We start from the raw sequence: 20848 nt of genomic DNA on the forward strand, positions 1-20848 counted from the left end.
GGCAACGATCCGGTCAGACCGGTGCGGCGCCCGCAGGCCCCGCACCGTGGTGGTCCCGGCCCGTTTCACTCCACCGTCGCGAACCCCCCGTAGTCCTCGGCGAGCAGGCCCAGGTGGGTCTCGTCGAAGACCGCGGGGCCGCCGTGCGGGCCGGTGTGCACCTCGATGACCCAGTCCACGTCCTCGGCATCGTCCTCGCCGGCGAGCATGTCCCGGTGCACCGTGCAGGGTTCGTACCCCTGCTCCTGGAGCTGTTCGGCCAGCTCATCGGCGTCCTCGCGTTCGGTCAGCGTCACCATGACGGCGCCTCGGCCCACGGCCATGTCTCTTCCTCCCCTGGAAACAGCGGGATGCGCGTTGCCCCGCTGCGATATCCTGAACGTGAACGGTGTCGATGGGGAGAGTAACGCTGGCACCGACCGGTTGGAGCACGGCCCCCGCGGCCGGCCCGCCCAGCGACCCGGGGACGGTGGGAGCCCGGGGGTACGGCCAGCGCGAAGATCACCCCGGAGCCGCCGGAGGAACAGGGCGCGCGGCGCCCCCAGTAGAACCGGCACCGGCGTAACGAAGTGGGAACCGCGGCCCCGCCGCGGCTCCAAGGAGGGTGGTACCGCGGGGTCCGCCTCGTCCCTCCGTCAGGCCCTTCCTGATGGAGAGAGGTTACGACGGTGACCGAGCACCCCCGGCCCGACGATCCCCGCGCGCTCCCGCAGTTGCCCGCGCAGATCGACCTTCCTGCGACCGAGCGCGAGATCCTCGACCGGTGGTCGAAGGAGAACGTCTTCGAGCGCTCGCTGGAACAGACCCGCGGCAAGCCGTCCTGGGTCTTCTACGAGGGCCCCCCGACCGCGAACGGTGTGCCCGGTGTGCACCACGTCGAGGCGCGCGCGTTCAAGGACGTCTTCCCCCGGTTCCGCACGATGCGCGGCTACCACGTCGACCGCAAGGCCGGCTGGGACTGCCACGGCCTGCCCGTCGAGGTCGCCGTGGAGAAGGAACTCGGCCTGAGCGGCAAGAAGGACATCGAAGAGTTCGGCATCGCCGAGTTCAACGCCCGCTGCCGCGAGTCGGTCATGCGCAACGTCGGCGCGTTCACGGCCATGACCGAGCGCATGGGGTACTGGGTCAACACCGACGACGCCTACCGCACCATGGACGCCCAGTACGTGGAGTCGGTCTGGTGGGCCCTCAAGCAGATCTGGGAGAAGGAGCTGCTGGTGCGGGACTACCGCATCAGCCCCTACTGCCCGCGCTGCGGCACCACGCTCTCCGACCACGAGCTGGCGCAGGGCTACGAGACGGTGACCGACCCGTCGGTGTACGTGCGGTTCCCGGTGACCTCGGGCCCGCTCGCCTCGCCCGAGCACCCGACCTCGCTGCTGGTGTGGACCACGACCCCGTGGACCCTGGTCTCCAACACCGCCGTGGCCGTCCACCCGGACGTGGAGTACGTGGTCGCCACCGACGGCAACGAGCGCCTGGTCGTGGCCCGCCCGCTGTTCGAGAAGGTGCTCGGCGAGGGCTGGGAGCTCACCGGGGAGCGCTTCGAGGGCGACGAGATGGAGCGCTGGACCTACCAGCGCCCGTTCGAGCTGGTGCCCTTCGACGAGCCGGCGCACTACGTCGTGCTCGCCGACTACGTGACCGTCGAGGACGGTACCGGTCTGGTGCACCAGTCGCCCGCCTTCGGTGGCGACGACATGGTGGTCTGCCGCTCCTACGGCCTGCCGGTGGTCAACCCGGTGCGGCCCGACGGCACCTTCGAGGCCGACCTCGACCTGATCGGGGGCGAGTTCTTCAAGACCGCCGACAAAACCCTGGTGCGCGACCTCAAGCAGCGCGGGCTGCTCTTCCGCCACCAGCAGTACGAGCACTCCTACCCGCACTGCTGGCGCTGCCACACGCCGCTGCTCTACTACGCGGTCCCCTCCTGGTACATCCGCACGACGGCGATCAAGGACCAGCTCCTGGAGCAGAACCAGGCCACGAACTGGGTTCCGGAGAACGTCAAGGAGGGCCGCTTCGGCGAGTGGCTGCGCGGCAACGTCGACTGGGCTCTCTCCCGCAACCGGTACTGGGGCACGCCGCTGCCGATCTGGGAGTTCCCGGACGGGCGCCAGATCTGCGTGGGTTCGTTGGAGGAACTGAGCGAGCTCAGCGGCCAGGACCTGTCGAACCTGGACCCGCACCGGCCCTACGTCGACGACATCGTCATCCCGGACCCCGACGCCGACCCGTCGCTGCCCGAGGAGGAACGGGTCGCCCGCCGGGTGCCCGAGGTCATCGACGCCTGGTTCGACTCCGGTTCCATGCCGTTCGCGCAGTGGGGCGCCCCGCACCGGGAGAAGGAGACCTTCGAGGCCAACTTCCCCGCGCAGTACATCTCCGAGGCCATCGACCAGACCCGCGGGTGGTTCTACTCGCTGCTGGCCGTGAGCACACTCGTGTTCGGCCGGAACTCGTTCGAGAACGTGGTCGTGCTCGGCCACATCCTCGCCGAGGACGGCCGCAAGATGAGCAAGCACCTGGGCAACGTGCTGGAGCCGATCCCGGTGATGGACCGCCACGGCGCGGACGCGCTGCGCTGGTTCATGCTGGCCAGCGGTTCGCCGTGGACGGCCCGCCGTGTGGGGCACACGGTGCTGGAGGAGATCGTCCGCAAGGTCCTGCTGACCTACTACAACACGGTCTCCTTCTTCACCCTGTACGCGAACGCCGGTGAGGGCTGGGACCACACGAAGCTGGCCGACGCCCCGGCGCCGCAGGACCGCCCGCTGCTCGACCGGTGGCTGCTCTCCGAGCTCAACGAGGTCGTCCGCGACGTCACCGAGGCGATGGACAACTTCGACACCACGGGTGCGGGCCGACGGCTGACCGCGTTCGTCGACGACATCTCGAACTGGTACGTGCGCCGCTCGCGCCGCCGGTTCTGGGGCGGTCCTTCGACCCCCGAGGGTGCGTCGGCCTTCGCGACGCTGTTCGAGGCGCTGGAGACGGTCACGCTGCTGATGGCCCCGATCGTGCCGTTCCTGACCGAGCACGTGTGGTCGGCGCTGCGCCGTCCGGGTGCGGCCGACTCGGTGCACTTGGCTTCGTGGCCGGAGTACCGCGAGGACCTGACCGACCCGGAGCTGGCCCGCGACATGGCGCTGACGCGCCGCCTGGTGGAGCTGGGCCGGTCGGCCCGCGTCGACCAGGCCGTGCGCACCCGGCAACCGCTGGGACGCGCGCTGGTGGGGGCCGAGGGCTTCGCGGGGCTGCCCGAGCAGCTGCGCGCGCAGGTCGCCGAGGAGCTGAACGTGCAGTCCCTGGAGTCGCTGTCCACGGTCGGCGGCGACCTGGTCGACTACACGGTCAAGCCGAACTTCCGTGCGCTGGGCAAGCGGTTCGCCAAGCGCACGCCGCTGGTGGCCAAGGGCATCCAGGCCGCCGACCCGGCCGCCCTGGTCGAGCAGGTGCGCGGCACCGGCTGGGCCCAGGTGGAGGTCGAGGGCGAGCACGTGGAGGTCAGCGCCGACGAGGTGCTGGTGACCGAGCAGCCGCGTGAGGGCTGGGCGGTGGCCTCGGAGTCGGGGGCGACCGTCGCCCTGGACCTGGAGCTCACACCCGAGCTGCGCCGCGCGGGCCTGGCCCGGGAGATGGTGCGGATGCTCCAGGAGGCGCGCAAGCGCAGCGGCCTGGACGTCTCCGACCGGATCCACGTGCGCTGGTCGGCCTCGGACGAGGCCGCGCGTGCCCTGGAGGAGCACAGCGAGACCATCGCCGGGGAGGTCCTCGCGGACGTCTTCGCCGCCGGTGAGGTCGACGGTGACCTGTTCACCACGAGCTCCGAGGAGTTCGGCGTGAGCTTCGGGTTCCGCAAGGCCTGACGTATCCGCGAAAGGGACGGGGCCGCGGCCCCGTCCCTTTCCTGTGTCACCGGTCCGGGGTCGGCCTCGGAAGCGCTCTGAGGGCCCGGCAGGGAGTTGCACGGGCCCCGGGTGGTCAGCGGGAGGGGCCGGGCTCCTCGGCGCCGACGGTGTCCGTCTCGCGCTCGGGGGTCTCGTGGTCGCTGTCCACGATGACCGCGTAGGCGACGGCGTGCTCGCCCTCGTCGCCGGTCTCCTCTGCGGCCTCCTCGGCCTCGGAGCCGTCGGAGGGGTCGCTGTCCGTGCCCTCGTCCTCGTCCTGTTCGTCGACGGGGACCTCGTCCGCGGTGGTCTCTCCGGCGTCGTCCTGGGCCGCGGGGGACTCGGAGGTCTCGGAGACGCCGTCCTCCGAGGGATCGGCGTCCTCTGTCTCTTCGGCTTCCTCCGGGCGGTCCTCGTCCGCGGCGTTCTCCGGGAAGTCCCCGTCCGCGGGCTCCCCGTCCTCGTCACTCTCGACGTCGGTTTCGGCGTCGGCGGAGGTCTCGGAGGTCTCCTCCACGGGCTCGGTCGCCTCGTCGGGGGTCTCGTCAGCCGCGTCCTCGTCGGGCTCGGGGTCGGGCACGACCGCCTCGGCCTCGTCATCAGCAGGGTCGGCCGACTCGTCGGTGGCCTCGGCTGTGACGGTCTCGTCGTCGGCGTCGGAGGCGGCTTCGGCGGTGTCCTCGTCGGCAGAGGTGTCGTCCTCTGCGGGGTCTCCCCCGTCGTCCTCGGAACCGTGCGCTTCGGCCGGCTCGGGCTCGGCGGGGTCCGCGCCGACGGCCTCGTCGTGGTCGGAGTCTTCTTCGTCGCCCCCGGAGGTGACGGTCGCCTCGTCCTCGGTCTCGGAGGGTTCCTCGGCATCGGCCGCGGCGGTGTCCTCGACGGGCTCACTGCCGGCCCCGTCCTGGACCGTTTCGTCGTCGGCGGTGTGCGCCGTCGCGGGAGCCTCGTCGGGCTCGACCTGCTCGGGCTCGGGGATCTCGTCCTCGTCGGCACCGGACCCGGGTCCGGTGTCCTCGACGGGATCGGAAGTTCGGGGGGCGGGGCCGCTCTCCTCCTGCTCGGCGTCCGTCGCGCGGACACTGGCGGAGAAGGGGACCTCCTCGTCGTCGAAGGCCGAGGTACCCGCCGGTTCGGCAGGGGCGGGGGTCGTCTCCTCGGCGGGGGGTTCGGTCGGGGCAGGAACGTGCGCCGAGCCGTGCTCGGAACCTTCCTCCTCGGGGCCGGTCCCTGACACGTAGGCATCCCGCACCGGCTCGTTCGCCGGTGCGGGCACGCGCCTGGTGTCCTCCGGTTCGGTCGTTGCAGGCTCGGAACCCACGGCGGTGGCCCCCGTCGCGAGGGCACCTGCCTCCGTCACGGGGACGGACGACTTCCCCAAACCGTCCGTCCCGGAGATGTCGGTTTCCGGTCTGGTCGTGCCGTACCTCTGCTGCACGAGAGCGCCGATCAAGAGGAGGACGCTCGTGGCGCCGAGTCCCAGTGAGATGAACACCAGGACGGTCTCGGCGAACACCAGGGCGGACAGCATGACGACGATCGCCGCCAGGACCGCCACGGTCGCAAGGATGCTGAGGATCACGGGTCGACCAAGGCCTTTACACGTGTCGTACCGGAGTCTTCACTTGTTCGGAGCCGAACGGACCGCTGTGGTCACGGCCGTCGGTGCTGGTGTCAGCGCCGCTCGTGCGGGGCTTCACCGGGGTGGTAACCGCCGTGCTGGGCCGGCTCGGGCTGACCGAACGGGTTGGCACCGGGGTTGGGCTGCTGCTGCATGCCCGGGTTGGCGCCGGACTGCGGACCCATCGTCTGGAAGCCACCCGTGGTGTTCGGGTTGATGTCGGCCGACTTGGCCTTCTCTTCCTCGTTCTTGAGCTCGTTGAGCTGCCGCTCGAAGTAGTCCTTCAGACGGCTGCGGTACTCGCGCTCGAAGTCCTTGAGCACGTTGACCTTGTGCTCGAGCTCCTCGCGCTGCTGCACGAGGCTGCCCATGACCTGGCGGTGGCGCTCCTGGGCGTCGCGGTCCAGGTTCTCGGAGCGGGCGCGGGCCTCGCCGATGATCTGGTCGGCCTGGCGGCGGGCCTTGCCGAGGATGTCCTCGGACTCGTGGCGGGCGCGGCCGAGCGTCTCGTCGGCCTCGCGGCGCGCGTCGGAGATCGCCTGGTCGGCCGTCTGCTGGGCCAGGGCCAGGATGCGGGAGGCGGTGTCCATGTTCTCCTCGCCACCCATGGCGAGGTTGGCACCGGTCATCCCGGCGGGCATCTGGGGAACGGGGGCCTGGGAAGCCTGCTGGGGCTCGGCGGCCTGGGCCTGAGCCTGGGGCTGCGGGGCGGCGGGCTCGGGCTGAGGGGCCGGCTCGGGGGCGGCCTGCTGCTGCTCCTGGGGCTGCTGGAAGTCCTGCATGCCGGCGTTGGGCACCTGGCCCCGCAGGCACTCGGCCAGCTTGCCGCGCAGCTCCTCGTTCTCCTGGATGAGGCGGTCGAGCTCGGACTCGACCTCGTCGAGGAAGGCGTCGACCTCTTCCTCGTCGTAGCCCGGTCGGAGCCGGGTGGTACTGAACTGCTTGTTCCGCACATCGGCGGGTGTCAGCGGCATGTTCGTCTCCTTGGCGCGCTTGGAGTCTGTCCGTAGGGACGCTACCTGATCGTGACCTTACGGCAATCCAGATCATGACCAAGACCACATAACGGAACCCGAGGCTGCTGATTCACCCTCGGGTCAGGTCCCTAAGCGACTTGCAGTGCCCCGATGAAGCTCATGAGGATCCACACGATGATGAAGAGGACCAGGACACTCAGGTCGAGTGCGATGCTCCCCAACCGCACCGGCTTGATGAACCTGCGGAGGAACTTCAGGGGTGGGTCGGTGATCGTGTATACGACCTCTGCGAGCACGAGCACGAACCCGGTGGGGCGCCACGTCCTGGAGAAGGACTGAACCATCTCCAAGACCACTCTCGCGATCAGCACGAACACGAACAGCTGGAGCGCGATGAGCAGCACGGACAGGACGATACTCACGGTCGTTCCTCGACCCAATCTCTGGACAAATGTGATGGTCTAGCTCTGATTGAAGAACCCTCGCTCAGCGATCCGCGCCTTGTCTTCGGCGGTCACCTCGACGTTGGCCGGGGACAGCAGGAACACCTTGTTGGTCACGCGTTCGATACTGCCATGCAGACCGAAGATCAGACCAGCCGCGAAGTCGACGAGACGCTTGGCGTCGCTGTCGACCATCTCGGTCAGGTTCATGATCACCGGAGTGCCTTCCCGGAAGTGTTCTCCGATCGTACGCGCCTCGTTGTAGGTGCGCGGATGGAGCGTTGTGATTCGAGCGAGGTCTGCCATCGAGGCGGTCGTGGTCGCTCCACCGCGTCGGTCACCCGTTCCCAGGTAGTCGCCGGTGTCGGTCACGTCCTCGCCTCGTGTTCCCTCTTCTCGCGGAACGACTGCGTCACGGTCACGCTGCTCGTCCACGACCTCGTCGAAATCGTCGAACTCATCATATTCGTCCGCATAGCGGTGATCGTAACGGTCGTCCTCCACGAGGCCGAGGTAGACCGCCATCTTGCGCATCGCGCCGGCCATCCCATGTCCTCCGTCGTCCCCGCGGTCTTCACCGCACCCGACATCCTCTGTACTCGCCCGCCAACCCCTGCTGGGTGGGCCGTTCGCTCATCAGGGCGAACTCCGCAGACGGGCTCCAAGGTCCATGTGGGGACATTACCCCACGATCGGTTACCGGGCTCCGAGCAACGCCGTACCGATCCGTAGGTGTGTTGCTCCTCGCTCCACCGCGGCCTCGAGATCACCACTCATACCCGCAGAGATCACCGTGGCCCGAGGGTAACGATCACGCAACCGGCAGGCCACCTCGTAAAGGCGTGCGAAGGCAGCCGAGGGGTCACCGCCCAGGGGCGCGACCGCCATGACACCGCCGATCGAGAGCGCGTCCTGCTCCTCGATACGGTCGGCGAGCTCGAGCGTGTCGGAGGGGGCCACACCGCCGCGGGGCCCGATGATGCCGGGGCGGGACTCCTCGTCGAGGTCGACCTGGACCAGGCACGTGAGCTCGCGTCCGGCCTCCGCGGCGCTCTTGCCCAGCGCGCGGGCGAGCTTGGCGCGGTCCACCGAGTGCACGTAGTCGGCGTAGCGGGCCACGGAGCGCGCCTTGTTGCTCTGGAGCTGCCCAACGAAGTGCCAGGTCAGGTCGAGGTCGGCGGTGGCCTCGGCCTTGGGTGCGGCCTCCTGGTCACGGTTCTCGCCCACGTCGGTCACGCCGAGCGAGGCGAGAATGCGCACATCACTGGCGGGGTGGGTCTTGGTCACCGCGATCAGGGACACCTCCTCCGGGCTGCGTCCGGCAGCGGTGCAGGCGGCCTCGATCCTGGACCGTGCGTCCAGGAGGTTGGCGCGGACCTGCTCGACGCGCTCGGGGTCGGTCTGTGACACGGTCTCGGTACCTCTTCTCGGGTCGGTAGTACGGCGCCGCGGCCCTTCGACTGACATGGCAGCGCGAGGTCCCGGCCCCGGGCACCGGGACCGGGCTCCGGTCGGCTCAGCTGCGCCAGACGAAGGAGGCGAAGCGCCCGGTGGGGGCTCCGCGGCGGTGGGAGAACAGCTCGGGGCTCTCGAGGGTGCAGCGTCCGTCGGCCTCCAGGCGGCCGATACCGGCCCCGCGCAGCTGGGCGGTCACGGCGGCGAGCATGTCGACCCCGGTGGTGCCCTGCCGGGTCGTGGAGGCCGCTTCGGGGGCCAGGCGGGCGGTCTCGGCCTGCATCTCCGCCGGCACCTCGTAGCAGGAACCACAGATCGTGGGGCCGAGGAAGACACTGATGCGGTCGAGCCGGGCTCCCTGCCGCACCATCTCCTCGACCAGGCGCACCGCGACCCCTCCGGCTGTTCCCAGCCTTCCGGAGTGGGCGGCGCCGAGCACGCCCGCCTCTCCGTCGGCGGCCAGGACCGGGAGGCAGTCCGCCGCCAACGAGCCCAGGACCAGGTCGGGGCGGGTCGTCACGACGGCGTCGCAGGTCCCGACCCCGCCGGGGGCGTCGGCGACCAGGACGTCGCAGCTGTGCACCTGGTTCATCCACACGACCCGGTCGGCGTCGAACCCGAGCCCGGCAGCGGCGGTGCGGCGGTTGGCCAGGACGGCCTCGCGCTCGTCCCCCGAACCCAGGCCCATGTTGAGCGAGTCGTAAGGGGCGGTGCTCACACCGCCGGCGCGCTCGGTGACGGCGGCCCGGACTCCGTGGCCGAGATCGACGACGTTTCCCATCGGTGTGCCTGCGGTCCTTCCCTGACCGGGGGACTGAGGCACCCCCGGGACGGTGAACGGCCCCGCCATGTCGGGCGGGGCCGGTTGACACGTCGATGGTATCCGGGCGTCGGAGAGCTACTTCAGGAACTCCGGCACGTCCAGGTCGTCGGGGTCGTCGAAGATGACCCGACGCCGGGGCGTGGAGGACTCCCTGCGCTCGGCGGCGCTGTCGGCGACCGCGTGGATGTGGCCGGACTGCTCCTCGTGCCGGTCGGAGGCCTCGTCCGCGGATTCCTCCACCGGCTCGGGCTCCCTCTCCTCACGCGGGGCGGGCCCACCGTGGGAGAGCGGGGCCTCGTAGGGCTCCCGGGCCGGGGTCTCGGGCTCGGAGGCCGGTTCGGGCTCCGGGGTGCGGTTCCACGGCGCTACCGGGGTCTCCGGCTCGGGCTCCGGTTCCGGCTCGGGCGCGACCGGGGTCTGCTGGACCGGGCGGCTCGGCTCGGTCCGGACCGGCTCGGTGGGCCGGGTGGCCTGAGCGTTGCGCTCCGGCTGGACGGACTGCGCGGGCCGGGCCGTCGGGCGTTCGTGTGCACGCTCGGGCTCGGGCGCCGGGGCGGCCTCGCTCCGTTCGGTGCGGGCGGTCCCGGAGATCCAGGGCGTGCTGGTGGCCGACGTCCCGCTCGCGCCCGCGGTGGGCCGGCTCGCCGCGGAGGACGGCTCCCCCCGACCGGACGTGATGCCCGCCTTGGGGGCGTCGGCCTCAGGAGGGTCCACCGGCTTGTGCTCCCGCACGACCGGCCCGGTGACCTCGGGTTCGTCGAAGCCCGCGGCGATCACCGTCACCCGGACCTCGTCGCCCAGGGCGTCGTCGATGACCGCGCCGAAGATGATGTTGGCCTCGGGCGCCGCGGAGTTGGCGACCAGCTGTGCGGCCTCGTTGATCTCGAACAGGCCCAGATCGGACCCGCCCTGGATGGAGAGCAGGACGCCGTGCGCCCCGTCGATACTGGCTTCGAGCAGGGGTGAGGAGATCGCCATCTCTGCGGCCGCGACCGCACGATCGTCCCCCCGTGCCGATCCGATCCCCATGAGCGCGGACCCTGCTCCGGACATCACCGACTTGACGTCGGCGAAGTCGAGGTTGATCAGGCCGGGCGTCGTGATGAGGTCGGTGATGCCCTGGACACCCGAGAGCAGGACCTGGTCGGCCGCCTTGAAGGCGTCCAGCACACTGACCTGGCGGTCGGAGATCGACAGGAGCCGGTCGTTCGGGATGACGATCAGGGTGTCGACCTCCTCCCTGAGCATCGCGATGCCGGACTCGGCCTGGGTGGCCCGGCGCTTGCCCTCGAAACCGAAGGGCCGGGTGACCACGCCGATGGTCAGGGCTCCGAGGGAGCGGGCGATGTTGGCCACGACCGGGGCTCCCCCGGTCCCGGTGCCGCCGCCCTCCCCGGCGGTCACGAAGACCATGTCGGCGCCCTTGAGGACTTCTTCGATCTCCTCACGGTGGTCCTCGGCCGCCTTGCGCCCCACGTCGGGGTTGGCTCCGGCTCCGAGGCCGCGGGTGAGTTCACGTCCGACGTCGAGTTTGACGTCGGCATCGCTCATCAACAGCGCCTGGGCATCAGTATTGATCGCGATGAACTCGACGCCCTTGAGCCCCTCTTCGATCATTCGGTTGACGGCGTTGACACCGCCGCCGCCGATGCCGACGACTTTGATGACCGCGAGGTAGTTCTGCGGTGCTGCCACGACGAGGGGCCTTTCCGCTCGCAATGTGCCTGTCCGGCACCGTGTCCGACGGGTGTACCGCCGGGAGGTCGGGCCGGTCCGGCATCCGGTTCTACAGTGTGCGTTCGGGTTCCCGGGACCGTGGGCCTCTGCCCGCGGAAGACTCCGGGTTCCCGGGGCCTTCGGATCCGGTCCGGCACCACCGTTCGGTGATGTGGTCCACCCTGTGATGGAACGGAACGTTTCCCAAGTACCCCGACAAGCGTGTCTTGCTGCTCAGTTGACCGTGGTTGTGTCCCCGACAGTAAGCGGGCCGCCGACCACGGGCAACCGATCACGGCATCAGCCTAACTGCGCATAACACGAGGAAGCCAAGCGCCGACCCGGCGCGTCGCGTCCCGAATGTCCAACACCACGAATGGTGTGGACGGTGCCCCGACCGAACACGGGCGACCGTTCCCCCGTGTCCCCCTTTTCCCGGAGCGTCCGTTTTCTTGGGCCCGGAGTGGTTCGGCCTTCACTTGACGATGGCGAGGTCGGGGTTGGAGACGTCGTAGACCTGTCCGTCCTGCGGGGGGTGTTCGCCCATGAGGACCCGGAGGACGTCGCTCTTGTCCTCGGTGTCGGAGGCGTCTCCCCATTCCACGGTGGAGCCGTCGGCGAGCTGGACCGTGATCTCCCCGCCCTCGGAGGCGTCGATGAGCTGCATCTGCGCGAGGAGGGAGTCGGGGGCGGTCTCGACGATGTCGGAGGCGGCGCGCACCCCGGCGTTGCCCTCGACCTCGCCGGTCACGCGCACGAGCGGTTGGGCCCCGGGGCGGGCGTCGGAGTCCTCGATGCGGACCCCGTCGCCGTCGATGAGCCGGTACCCCTCCCCCACGCGTACGGCGAGCACGGGTTGGCGCTCGGTCACCTCGACGCGCAGGGTGGCGGGCCAGCTGCGGGCGACCTCCACCTCCTCGACCAGGTCGAGGTCGGCGACGCGGCCCTCGGCCGCGCCCAGGTCGACGCGGATCAGGGGGGTGCCGGTGTCCACGCCCGCGGCCTGGACGGCCTCCTGTTCGGGAACGCGTTCCAGCCCCTCGACGGAGACGTCGCGTACCACGAGCAGGCGCGATCCGAGCAGGACCCACGCGACCACGCACACGAGGCCGACCACGAGCAGGGCGACGAAGGCGAGCTTCCAGGGGTCGGACCCTCCGGCAGCGGTGTCCTCCGGTCCGGTGCCTGTGCCGTCGCCTCCGGCCTGGGCCTTGGTGGAACCGTCGGCCGCGGCGGCCTTCTTGCCCTTGCGGTCCTTCTTCTTGCCACGGGCGCCGGGCTTTTTCGGCCCGTCCCCCGCGGAGGAGCCCTTCCCGGCCTTGGCCGCCTTCTCGGGCTCGGTCTCCTTCGGCTCGGTGCCCACTCTCCACACTCCCGTCGTCCACACACGCCTTGCCCGACCACCCCACCACGCGAGCGGCCGAGGGGGTGCGCTGACGGGGCCGGGCGCGCCCCCGCCCGCAGTGGTGGGGACGCGCCCGGTGCACGGGTCAGGCCGGGGTGGCTTCCCCGGGCTCGGCGCTCGCGGCCAGGGCCTCGACGATGTGCGGGCCCAGCTCGGTGACGTCGCCGGCGCCCATGGTCAGCACGATGTCGCCCGGTCGCGCGAGCTCCGCGGCCTTGCGGACCACGGCTTCGCGCCCGGGCACGTACCACACGCCGTCCCGGTCGATGCGGGACGTGATGAGCTCGCCGGTCACGTCGGGGTCGTGGTCCTCGCGGGCTGCGTAGACCTCCATGACCACGACCTCGTCGGCCAGGTCGAGGGCGGCGGCGAACTCGTCGGCGAAGAACCGGGTGCGGCTGTACAGGTGCGGTTGGAACACCGCCACGACTCGGCCGCCGGCCAGTTCCGGGGACTCCTCGCCGAACGACTCCAGGGCCGCACGGGTGGCGTGCAGGTCGGCCTCGATCTCGGTGGGGTGATGGGCGTAACTGTCGTAGACACCCACCCCGGCGCCCTCGCCCTTGAGCTCGAAGCGGCGGGCGGCACCGGCGAAGTCGGCGATGCCCTCGACCGCGATCTCCAGGTCGTGGCCGAGCTCGTCGGCCACCGCCACGGCCGCGGCGGCGTTGAGCACGTTGTGGCGGCCCGGCACGGCGAGCTGTCCGACGATGGGCTCGTTGTCGGCCGTGTGCAGGGTGAACTCGGTGGTGAACCCGCGGGCCCGGATGCCGGAGACCCGGTAGTCGGCCTCGGGGGCCTCGCCGTAGGTCAGCACCCGCTTGCCGCGCTCGCGGCCCAGTTCGGCCACACGGCGTGCGCCCGGGTCGTCGATGCCCACGATCAGGGTGCGCTCGACGCGGTCGACGAACGAGGCGAAGTTGGCGTGGATCTCGTCCAGGCCGCTGTAGTTGTCGAGGTGGTCGGCCTCGACGTTGGTGACCACGGCGATCTTCGGCGAGAGCATGAGGAAGGAGCCGTCGCTCTCGTCGGCCTCCACCGCGATGGGGCCGCCGATCCCGGCGTCCGCGCCGAGGCCGGTGGTGACGAGCTTGCCCCCGATGACGTACCCGGGCTCGGCGCCCAGGTGCTGCAGGACCACGGTGACCATCGAGGTGGTGGTGGTCTTGCCGTGGGTGCCCGAGACCGCGATGCCCTCGCGGCCCAGGAGGAGCGCTCCGAGGGCGGCGGCGCGCGGCAGGATGCGCAGGCCGCGGCGCTGGGCCTCGACGAGCTCGGGGTTGTCCTCCCGGATGGCGGAGGAGATCACCAGGGTGTCGGCGGGTCCCAGGTTCTCGGCGGCGTGGCCCACGTGGACGTCGGCGCCCATCTGCTCGAGCTCGCGCAGGGTGTCGCTGTCGCGCGCGTCGCTGCCGGAGACCTCGGCGCCCGACTGCAGCAGCACACGGGCGATGCCGGACATCCCGGCCCCGCCCAGGCCGATGAAGTGGGTCCGGCCCAGCTTGTCGACGGGGACCGGGTCGGTCGGCCGGACCAGGCTCATCGTGCGTCCTTCCCGTCGTCCTGGAACTCCTCGTCGAAGTCGTCCTCGGAGACGTGCATCTCGGGTGTGGGCTTGTCACCGCGGGCGATGGCCATCACCTCGCGGGCCAGCTCCATGTCGGCGTCGCGGCGCCCCATACGGGCGGCGGCCTCGGACATGGAGACGATCCGGTCGGTGTCGGTGAGCATGGGGATCAGTTCGCCGGTGATCCAGTCGGTGGACAGGTCGGCGTTGTCGATCATGACACCGCCGCCGGCCTGGACGATGGGCTCGGCGTTGAGGCGCTGCTCACCGTTGCCGATCGCCAGGGGCACGAAGGCACCGGGCAGGCCCACGGCGGTGAGCTCGGCGCAGGTCATCGCGCCGGAGCGGCACATGGCGACGTCGGCGGCGGCGTAGGCCATGTCCATGCGGTCGACGTAGGGCACGGCGACGTAGGGAACGCCGTCCTGGGTGAGGTCCTGGGGTTCGTCGGCGTTCTTGGGGCCGACCACGTGCAGGACCTGGACCCCGGCGCGCGCGAACGCCGGGACCGCGGAGAAGGCGGTCTCGTTGATGCGCTGGGCGCCCTGGGAGCCGCCGAAGATGAGCAGGGTGGGCAGGTCGGGGCGCAGGCCGAAGTAGGCGCGGGCCTTGTCTCCCATGGCCAGGCGGTCCAGGGAGGAGATCTGCTCGCGCAGCGGGATCCCGACGAAACGGCCGTTACGGATCTGCGTGTGCGGGTGCCCGGTGTAGACGTGCGGGGACAGGCGCGCGCCGAGCCGGTTGGCGAGCCCGGGCAGCGGGTTGGCCTCGTGCACGACCATGGGGATGCGCCGGCGGCGCGCGGCCAGGTACCCGGGGGTGGCCACGTAGCCGCCGAAACCGACGATGACGTCGGCCTGGATGCGGTCGAGCTGTTCACCTGCGGCGCTGAGCGCTCCGGCGAGCTTGCCGGGCACGGTCAGGAGCCTGGGGGTGAGTTTGCGGGGCAGGGGCACCGCGGGGATCAGACCGAGCTCGTAGCCGCGCATGGGCACGAGGCGGTTCTCCAGTCCCCGCTCGGTCCCCAGGCACAGGATCTCCGTGTTGGGGTCGATGCGCCGCAGCGCGTCCGCAAGGGAGAGCGCGGGCTCGATATGCCCGGCCGTGCCGCCTCCGGCGAGGGCTACCCTCATCGTCGCCTATTCCTCCTTGGCCGGTCACCCGCCGGGACCGGTCCGCTGCTGTGCTTGACCGTTGTCTTGGTTCCACGCGTGCCCGGCCTGCGCGGGGCCCGAGTGGTTCGCCCGGACGCCGCCGCCGCGGCCCGTTCGTCCGTGGGGGCGGACGTCTTGTCCAGACCCAGCCAGCTTAGAGCCCTTTGGACCCGACTCGGTCCGCGGGCGGCCAGGGCCCGGGCCGCCTGGGGTTCGGAGCGGGCCAGCCCGAGCAGGATCCCGAGGGCGATCATGGTCGGGATCAGCGAGGATCCACCGTAGGAGACCAGCGGGAGCGGGATGCCCGTGACCGGGACGAGGCCGATGACGGCGGCGATGTTGATCATGGACTGGCCGATGACCCACGTCACGATGGCGGCGGCGGCCAGGCGGGCGAAGGGGTCCTTGACGCGCATGGCCACCCGGAGCCCGGCGTAACCCAGAACACCGAAGACGCCCAGGACCACGACGGTTCCGAGCAGGCCGAACTCCTCGCCGATGATGGCGAAGATGAAGTCGGACTCGGCGAAGGGCAGGAACCCCCACTTCTCGCGGCTGGCCCCGATCCCCACACCGAGCAGGCCGCCGGTGCCGAGGGCGTAGAGCCCGTGCAGGGATTGGTATCCGTCGCCGCCGGGGTCGGCCTCGGGGTCGAGGAAGGCGGTCACACGCTCGATCCGGAAGGGTTCGATGGCGATGACGATCGCGGCCAGCGCCATGACCAGTCCGAACATGGCCACGAAGAGCTTGCCGGGCGCACCGGCCACCCACAGCAGCGCGAGGAAGATGAGCAGCAGCACGAGGCTGGTGGACAGGTCGGAGCCGAGCAGCACGAGCATGGTCAGCAGACCGCACCCGGGCAGCAGCGGGATGAGCAGGTGCCGCCACTCGGTGAGCTCGCGCAGTTCGTCCTTGCGGGCGAGGATGTTGGCGCCCCACAGGGCGAAGGCGAGCTTGGCGGGCTCGGAGGGCTGGATGCGGAACTCGCCGACCTCCAGCCAGCGCATGGCACCGTTGACCTCGGTGCCGTGGAAGACGGTGAGCAGCAGCAGCGCCACCGACACGATCATCGCCGGGTAGCCGATGAGCCGGAAGATCCACACGGGGGTCTGGGCGGCCAGCAGCATCAGCGGGAGCCCCACCGCCGCCGAGGCGAGCTGGCGCTGGAACATCGAGAAGGCCGACCCGGTCTCGGTGATGGAGTCGACCATCGTCGAGGACAGCACCATGACCAGCCCCAGGCCGATGAGCAGCAGGCTCGAGGCCAGGATCAGGTAGTAGGAGGTCAGGGGCCGGCTGAGCGAACGGGTCCACTCATGCCACAGCGGGCGTTCCCGCCCGCTGTCCTTGCCCTGCTTCTTCTTGTTCGGTGCCCCGGTCCGCCCCGGGGCCGCCGCCGTCGTTGCCATCCCGCACCCTCCGCACGATTCGCGCCTCAATAGTGGCGTACCGGCGGGTCGGGAACCGTGGACATTTCCCGCGTGTTGGCCATCTTCGGCGGCGGTGGGAGTGGTAGTGCGCACAGCTCCGGGGCCCGCACGCCGGAGGGTGACGGGCGGGCCCCGAACGGTCACTCAGAGCAGTCGCTTGACCGCCTCGGTGAACAGGTCACCGCGTTCGTGGTAGTTGACGAACATGTCCATGGACGCGGCGGCCGGGGCGAGCAGGACGGTGTCGCCCTCCCCCGCCAGCGCAGCGGCCTCGGCGACCACGGCGTCCATGACCCCGTGCTCGGCCGGGGCGTCCTCGGCCGGGCCGGCGACCTCGACCACGGGCAGATCGGGCAGGCGCGCTGCCAGGGCCTCGCGGATCTGCGCCCGGTCGGCGCCCACGAGCACAGCGGCGCGCAGGCGTTGGGCGGCCTCGGCGACCAGGCCGTCGACCTCGGCCCCCTTGAGCAGCCCGCCGGCGACCCACACCACGGAGTCGAAGGCGCGCAGGGAGGCCAGGGCGGCGTGCGGGTTGGTGGCCTTGGAGTCGTCGACGTAGTCCACGCCCCCGACCGAGGCCACGTGGGAGATGCGGTGCGGCTCGGGCTCGAAGGCCCGCAGGCCGGCGCGCACGGACCCCGGTTCCACCCCGATGGAACGGGCGAGGGCCGCCGCGGCCAGGGCGTTGGCGACGTTGTGCGGGGCGGCCGGGCGCACGTCGGCCAGGGAGGCCAGCTCCTCGGCACCGCGCACGGGGTCGGGCACGAACGCCCGGTCGACCAGCAGGTCCTCGACGACGCCGAGCTCACCGGGGCGGGGGGTGTCCAGGCGCAGTCCGATCGCGGGGGTGTGCGGGTCGCCCTCCTCCTCGGCCAGACGCACCGACCACTCGTCGGCGGTGTTGACCACGCGGGTGGTGCCGCGCGCGAAGACACGGCCCTTGGCCCGGGCGTACGGGTCGAGGCCGCCGTGCCAGTCGAGGTGGTCGGGGGCGACGTTGAGCACGACCGCGGCGTGCGGGCGCACGGTGTTGGACCAGTGCAGTTGGAAGCTGGAGAGCTCCACCGCGAGCACGTCGTGCACCTGGCCCTGCTCGTCGGGCAGGACCGCGTCGATGATCGGGGTTCCGACGTTGCCCACGGCCAGGGCGTTGCGCCCGTCGGCGTGCAGCATCGCCTCGAGCATGCGCACGGTCGTGGTCTTGCCGTTGGTGCCGGTCACCGCCAGCCACACCTGGTGGGCGGGGCGCAGGCGCCAGGCGAGTTCGACGTCGCCGATGACCTCGACGCCGGTCTCCACGGCCCGCACGAGCAGGGGCGAATCGGGGCGCCATCCCGGGGAGGTGACGACCAGGTCGCAGTCCTCGGGCAGCGGGGTGGAGCCGAGCACGACCTCGGCGCCGTCCGCCGTGAGCTGCTCGGACAGGGCCCGGGTGGTGTCGTCGTCGCGGCCGTCCACCACGGTGACGTGCGCGCCGCGAGAGAGCAGGGCACGGGCCACCGGGGGCCCGGACACTCCCAGGCCGGCCACGCACACCCGGCGCCCGGCCAGGTCTGCGCCGGGGCGGTCGTTCGGGGTCTCGGGGATCTCGTTCGCCATGCTCTTACCTCGGCATCCATTCCAGGTAGAAGAGTCCGATGGCCGTGGCCACGAACAGGCCCTGGATGATCCAGAAACGGATCACGATGGTCGTCTCGGCCCAGCCCTTGAGCTCGAAGTGGTGCTGCAGGGGCGCCATGCGGAAGATGCGTTTGCCGGTGAAGCGGAACGAGGTGATCTGCACCATCACCGACAGGGTGATGATGACGAAAAGACCGCCGATGAGCAGCAGCAGGAGCTGGGTGCGGGTGGTGATGGCCAGACCCACGATGAGGCCGCCCAGCGCCAGGGAACCGGTGTCGCCCATGAAGATCTTGGCCGGCGGGGCGTTGAACCACAGGAAGGCGATGCACGCGCCCAGTACCGCGGCGGCCACCACGGCCAGGTCGAGGGGGTCGCGGACCTGGTAGCAGTTGGCGGTGAGCGCTTCCACGCAGGACTGGCGCAGCTGCCAGTTGCCGATGAAGATGTAGGCGACCAGCGACAGGATGACCGCGCCGGTGGCCAGGCCGTCCAGCCCGTCGGTGAGGTTGACGGCGTTGGAGAAGCCCACGATGAGGAACAGCGCCCACAGCACGAACAGGCCGATCATCAGCGGCGGCCCGAAGTCGCGAAGGAAGGACAGCTGGGGGGCGGCGGGGGTGTAGCCGTAGCCGTTGGGGAACTGGGTGACGCCGTAGGCGAAACCGATGCCGACGACGGCCTGTCCGACCATCTTGGCGCCGCTGCGCAGACCGAGGCTGCGGCGCTTGTAGATCTTGATGAAGTCGTCGAGGAAGCCGACGCAGCCCATCCCGACGAACAGGAACATCACCAGGAGGCCGGAGACGGTCGGGCCGGCCCCGGTTCCCGTCAGGACCATCGCCGCGTGAGCGACGAAGTACCCGATGACGGCGCCGAGGATGATGACCATGCCGCCCATCGTGGGCGTGCCCTGTTTGGTCTTGTGGCCCTCGGGCCCGTCGTCGCGGACCTCCTGTCCGAACTTGAACCGGTACAGGAGGTTGATCAGCCACGGCATGAGCGCCATGGAGACGATCAGCGACAGCGCCGCCGCCAGGGAGATGCCGATCACTGGGCATCCTCCTCGGTGATGAGGTCGACAACCTTTTCGAGCGCTGCCACGCGCGATCCCTTCACGATGATGACGTCTCCTGCACGCATCCGTTCACGCAGCGCGGCGGCGGCCGCCTCGGCGTCGGGAACCCGGATGCTCTCACCCTGCCAGTTCCCGTCGGCGGCGGCGCGCTCGGCCCCGGCGGCGATGCCCCGGGCCTGATCGCCGACGACGATCAGGTGCGCCACACCGGTCTCGGCGGCCAGGGCCCCGATGCGTTCGTGCGCCTGGTCGCCGTCCTCGCCCAGTTCGGCCATGTGGGCGAGCACAGCGATGGAGCGGCGGCCCTCGGCCAGGGCTCCCAGGGTGGTGAGCGCCGCCCGCATGGACTCGGGGTTGGCGTTGTAGGCGTCGTTGACGAAGGTCGTGCCCCCGTGCTCGGTGACCTCCATGCGCCACCGGCTGACGGGGGTGGCCTCCCCGAGTGCGCGTGCGATCTCGTCGATGTCCATCCCGAGCTCGGCGGCGGCCGCGGCGGTGGCCAGTGCGTTGTGGACCTGGTGGGCGCCCACGAGCGAGAGGGTCACCTGCGCGCTGCGCCCGCCCAGGTTGAGGGTGAAGGCGGGGGCGCCGGTCCGGCCCAGGACGACGTCGGTGGCGCGCACGTCGGCGTCCTCGCCGGTGCCGTAGAGCACCACGCGCGCGGACGTGCGGGAGGCCATGGCGCGTACGCGCGGGTCGTCGGCGTTGAGTACCGCGACCCCGCCCCGGCCGGGGGTGTCGCTGCCCGGCGGCAGGGACTCGACGAGCTCGCCCTTGGCCTTGGCGATGGCTTCGCGGTCGCCGAACTCGCCCATGTGGGCACTGCCGACGTTGAGGACGACGCCGATGCGGGGTGGCGCGACCTTGCACAGATGGGCGATGTGGCCGATGCCACGGGCCGCGACCTCGAGCACCAGGTTCCGGGTGCCCTCGTCGGCCCGCAGGACGGTCAGCGGGTGGCCGATCTCGTTGTTGAACGACCCGGCCGGCGCGACGGTCGGCCCGGTGTGGTCCACGACCTGCGCGATGAGGTCCTTGGTGGTGGTCTTGCCGGAGGATCCGGTGACCCCGACGATCTGGGCCGCTTCGGATCCCCGCTCGGGGTCGCCGAGCTGCCGCGCCACGTAGGAGGCCAGGCGGGCCAGGGCCGCGACGACCTCGTCGTCACCGCCGTCCACCAGCAGGTGGGGCTCGTCGATCGGTCGCGAGGCCAGTACCGCGACGGCTCCGGCCCCGACCGCCGTGGCGGCGAAGTCGTGGCCGTCCACGCGCTCGCCGCCCAGGGCCACGAACAGGGCGCCCGGGGCGACCTGTCGGGAGTCGATGACGACGGGACCGTCGACGACGGTGTCGGGGCGCGCTGATCCGCCGAGAGCGGTCTGGGTGATCTCAGCGATCCGATCGAGCGTGAGCGCGATCAAATCCACTCCTCATGTCAGGCCCGGTCCACGACGCCTCGAGGGCGGATGGCCACCCGGCCGGAGTTTCAGGTCAGGGGATGGGCACCGCGGATGCCGTGTGCGACGCGCCGGGCCTCACCACGACGGCGGCCCGTGCCGCGTGCGTGGGCGCCCCAGTGGGCGGCACGTGTCGGGCTGCGATTGCCGGACCTACCTTAGAACATGTTGGGGTGTTCGAGGTCCTCACGGGGCCCGTGTGAAGCAATGTGCTC

The 20848-nt window shown here is 70.9% G+C and carries 16 protein-coding genes; 1 reads left to right on the forward strand and 15 read right to left on the reverse strand.

The window, feature by feature from the left end; translation table 11 throughout:
- Positions 1-65: 65 nt before the first annotated feature.
- A complete protein-coding gene (locus IDM40_RS01310; RefSeq protein ID WP_193119995.1) occupies positions 66-323 on the reverse strand; it encodes a hypothetical protein in 258 nt (85 codons plus the stop codon).
- A 345-nt stretch (positions 324-668) separates the two neighbouring features.
- Between IDM40_RS01310 and ileS the strand changes: the two genes are divergently transcribed.
- Entirely contained in the window at positions 669-3869 is a 3201-nt protein-coding gene (gene ileS, locus IDM40_RS01315) for an isoleucine--tRNA ligase (RefSeq protein ID WP_193119996.1), read from the forward strand.
- A gap of 115 nt (positions 3870-3984) precedes the next feature.
- Here ileS and IDM40_RS01320 read toward each other — a convergent pair whose 3' ends face one another.
- The 14 genes from IDM40_RS01320 to IDM40_RS01385 form a co-directional block, all read right to left on the reverse strand.
- Positions 3985-5469: a hypothetical protein gene (locus IDM40_RS01320; RefSeq protein WP_193119997.1), complete on the reverse strand. Its 1485-nt coding sequence runs from the start codon at positions 5467-5469 to the stop codon at positions 3985-3987.
- Positions 5470-5561: 92 nt separating this feature from the next.
- Positions 5562-6482: a DivIVA domain-containing protein gene (locus IDM40_RS01325; protein ID WP_193119998.1), complete on the reverse strand. Its 921-nt coding sequence runs from the start codon at positions 6480-6482 to the stop codon at positions 5562-5564.
- A gap of 131 nt (positions 6483-6613) precedes the next feature.
- Positions 6614-6907 carry a YggT family protein gene (locus IDM40_RS01330; protein ID WP_193119999.1) on the reverse strand — a complete coding sequence of 98 codons (294 nt, stop codon included), beginning with the start codon at positions 6905-6907 and terminating at the stop codon, positions 6614-6616.
- 39 nt (positions 6908-6946) lie between these two features.
- Positions 6947-7474 carry a cell division protein SepF gene (locus IDM40_RS01335; protein WP_193120000.1) on the reverse strand — a complete coding sequence of 176 codons (528 nt, stop codon included), beginning with the start codon at positions 7472-7474 and terminating at the stop codon, positions 6947-6949.
- Between the two features lie 150 nt (positions 7475-7624).
- Positions 7625-8338 carry a YggS family pyridoxal phosphate-dependent enzyme gene (locus IDM40_RS01340; protein WP_193120001.1) on the reverse strand — a complete coding sequence of 238 codons (714 nt, stop codon included), beginning with the start codon at positions 8336-8338 and terminating at the stop codon, positions 7625-7627.
- A gap of 106 nt (positions 8339-8444) precedes the next feature.
- A complete protein-coding gene (gene pgeF, locus IDM40_RS01345; protein ID WP_193120002.1) occupies positions 8445-9164 on the reverse strand; it encodes a peptidoglycan editing factor PgeF in 720 nt (239 codons plus the stop codon).
- Between the two features lie 117 nt (positions 9165-9281).
- Complete coding sequence (gene ftsZ / locus IDM40_RS01350; protein WP_193120003.1) at positions 9282-10901, reverse strand: cell division protein FtsZ; 1620 nt, start codon at positions 10899-10901, stop codon at positions 9282-9284.
- 496 nt (positions 10902-11397) lie between these two features.
- Positions 11398-12285 (reverse strand): cell division protein FtsQ/DivIB, encoded by an 888-nt coding sequence (locus tag IDM40_RS01355; RefSeq protein ID WP_328806906.1) that lies wholly within the window; start codon positions 12283-12285, stop codon positions 11398-11400.
- Between the two features lie 127 nt (positions 12286-12412).
- The gene (murC, locus tag IDM40_RS01360) at positions 12413-13870 is read right to left on the reverse strand and encodes a UDP-N-acetylmuramate--L-alanine ligase (protein ID WP_193120004.1); all 1458 of its coding nucleotides are present in this window, start codon (positions 13868-13870) and stop codon (positions 12413-12415) included.
- Positions 13867-15027: an undecaprenyldiphospho-muramoylpentapeptide beta-N-acetylglucosaminyltransferase gene (gene murG, locus IDM40_RS01365; RefSeq protein WP_193120005.1), complete on the reverse strand. Its 1161-nt coding sequence runs from the start codon at positions 15025-15027 to the stop codon at positions 13867-13869. The genes murC and murG overlap by 4 nt, the downstream gene beginning before the upstream one ends.
- Positions 15024-16457, reverse strand: a complete 1434-nt coding sequence (gene ftsW, locus IDM40_RS01370; protein WP_193120006.1) for a putative lipid II flippase FtsW — start codon at positions 16455-16457, stop codon at positions 15024-15026. The genes murG and ftsW overlap by 4 nt, the downstream gene beginning before the upstream one ends.
- 165 nt (positions 16458-16622) lie before the next feature.
- Positions 16623-18077 carry a UDP-N-acetylmuramoyl-L-alanine--D-glutamate ligase gene (gene murD, locus IDM40_RS01375; protein ID WP_193120007.1) on the reverse strand — a complete coding sequence of 485 codons (1455 nt, stop codon included), beginning with the start codon at positions 18075-18077 and terminating at the stop codon, positions 16623-16625.
- A 4-nt stretch (positions 18078-18081) separates the two neighbouring features.
- The gene (gene mraY / locus IDM40_RS01380) at positions 18082-19152 is read right to left on the reverse strand and encodes a phospho-N-acetylmuramoyl-pentapeptide-transferase (protein WP_193120008.1); all 1071 of its coding nucleotides are present in this window, start codon (positions 19150-19152) and stop codon (positions 18082-18084) included.
- Complete coding sequence (locus IDM40_RS01385) at positions 19149-20597, reverse strand: UDP-N-acetylmuramoyl-tripeptide--D-alanyl-D-alanine ligase (RefSeq protein ID WP_193120009.1); 1449 nt, start codon at positions 20595-20597, stop codon at positions 19149-19151. The genes mraY and IDM40_RS01385 overlap by 4 nt, the downstream gene beginning before the upstream one ends.
- Positions 20598-20848: the final 251 nt, after the last annotated feature.

The sequence above is a fragment of the Nocardiopsis coralli genome (assembly GCF_014892575.1).
Classification (GTDB): Bacteria; Actinomycetota; Actinomycetes; order Streptosporangiales; family Streptosporangiaceae; genus Nocardiopsis; species Nocardiopsis coralli.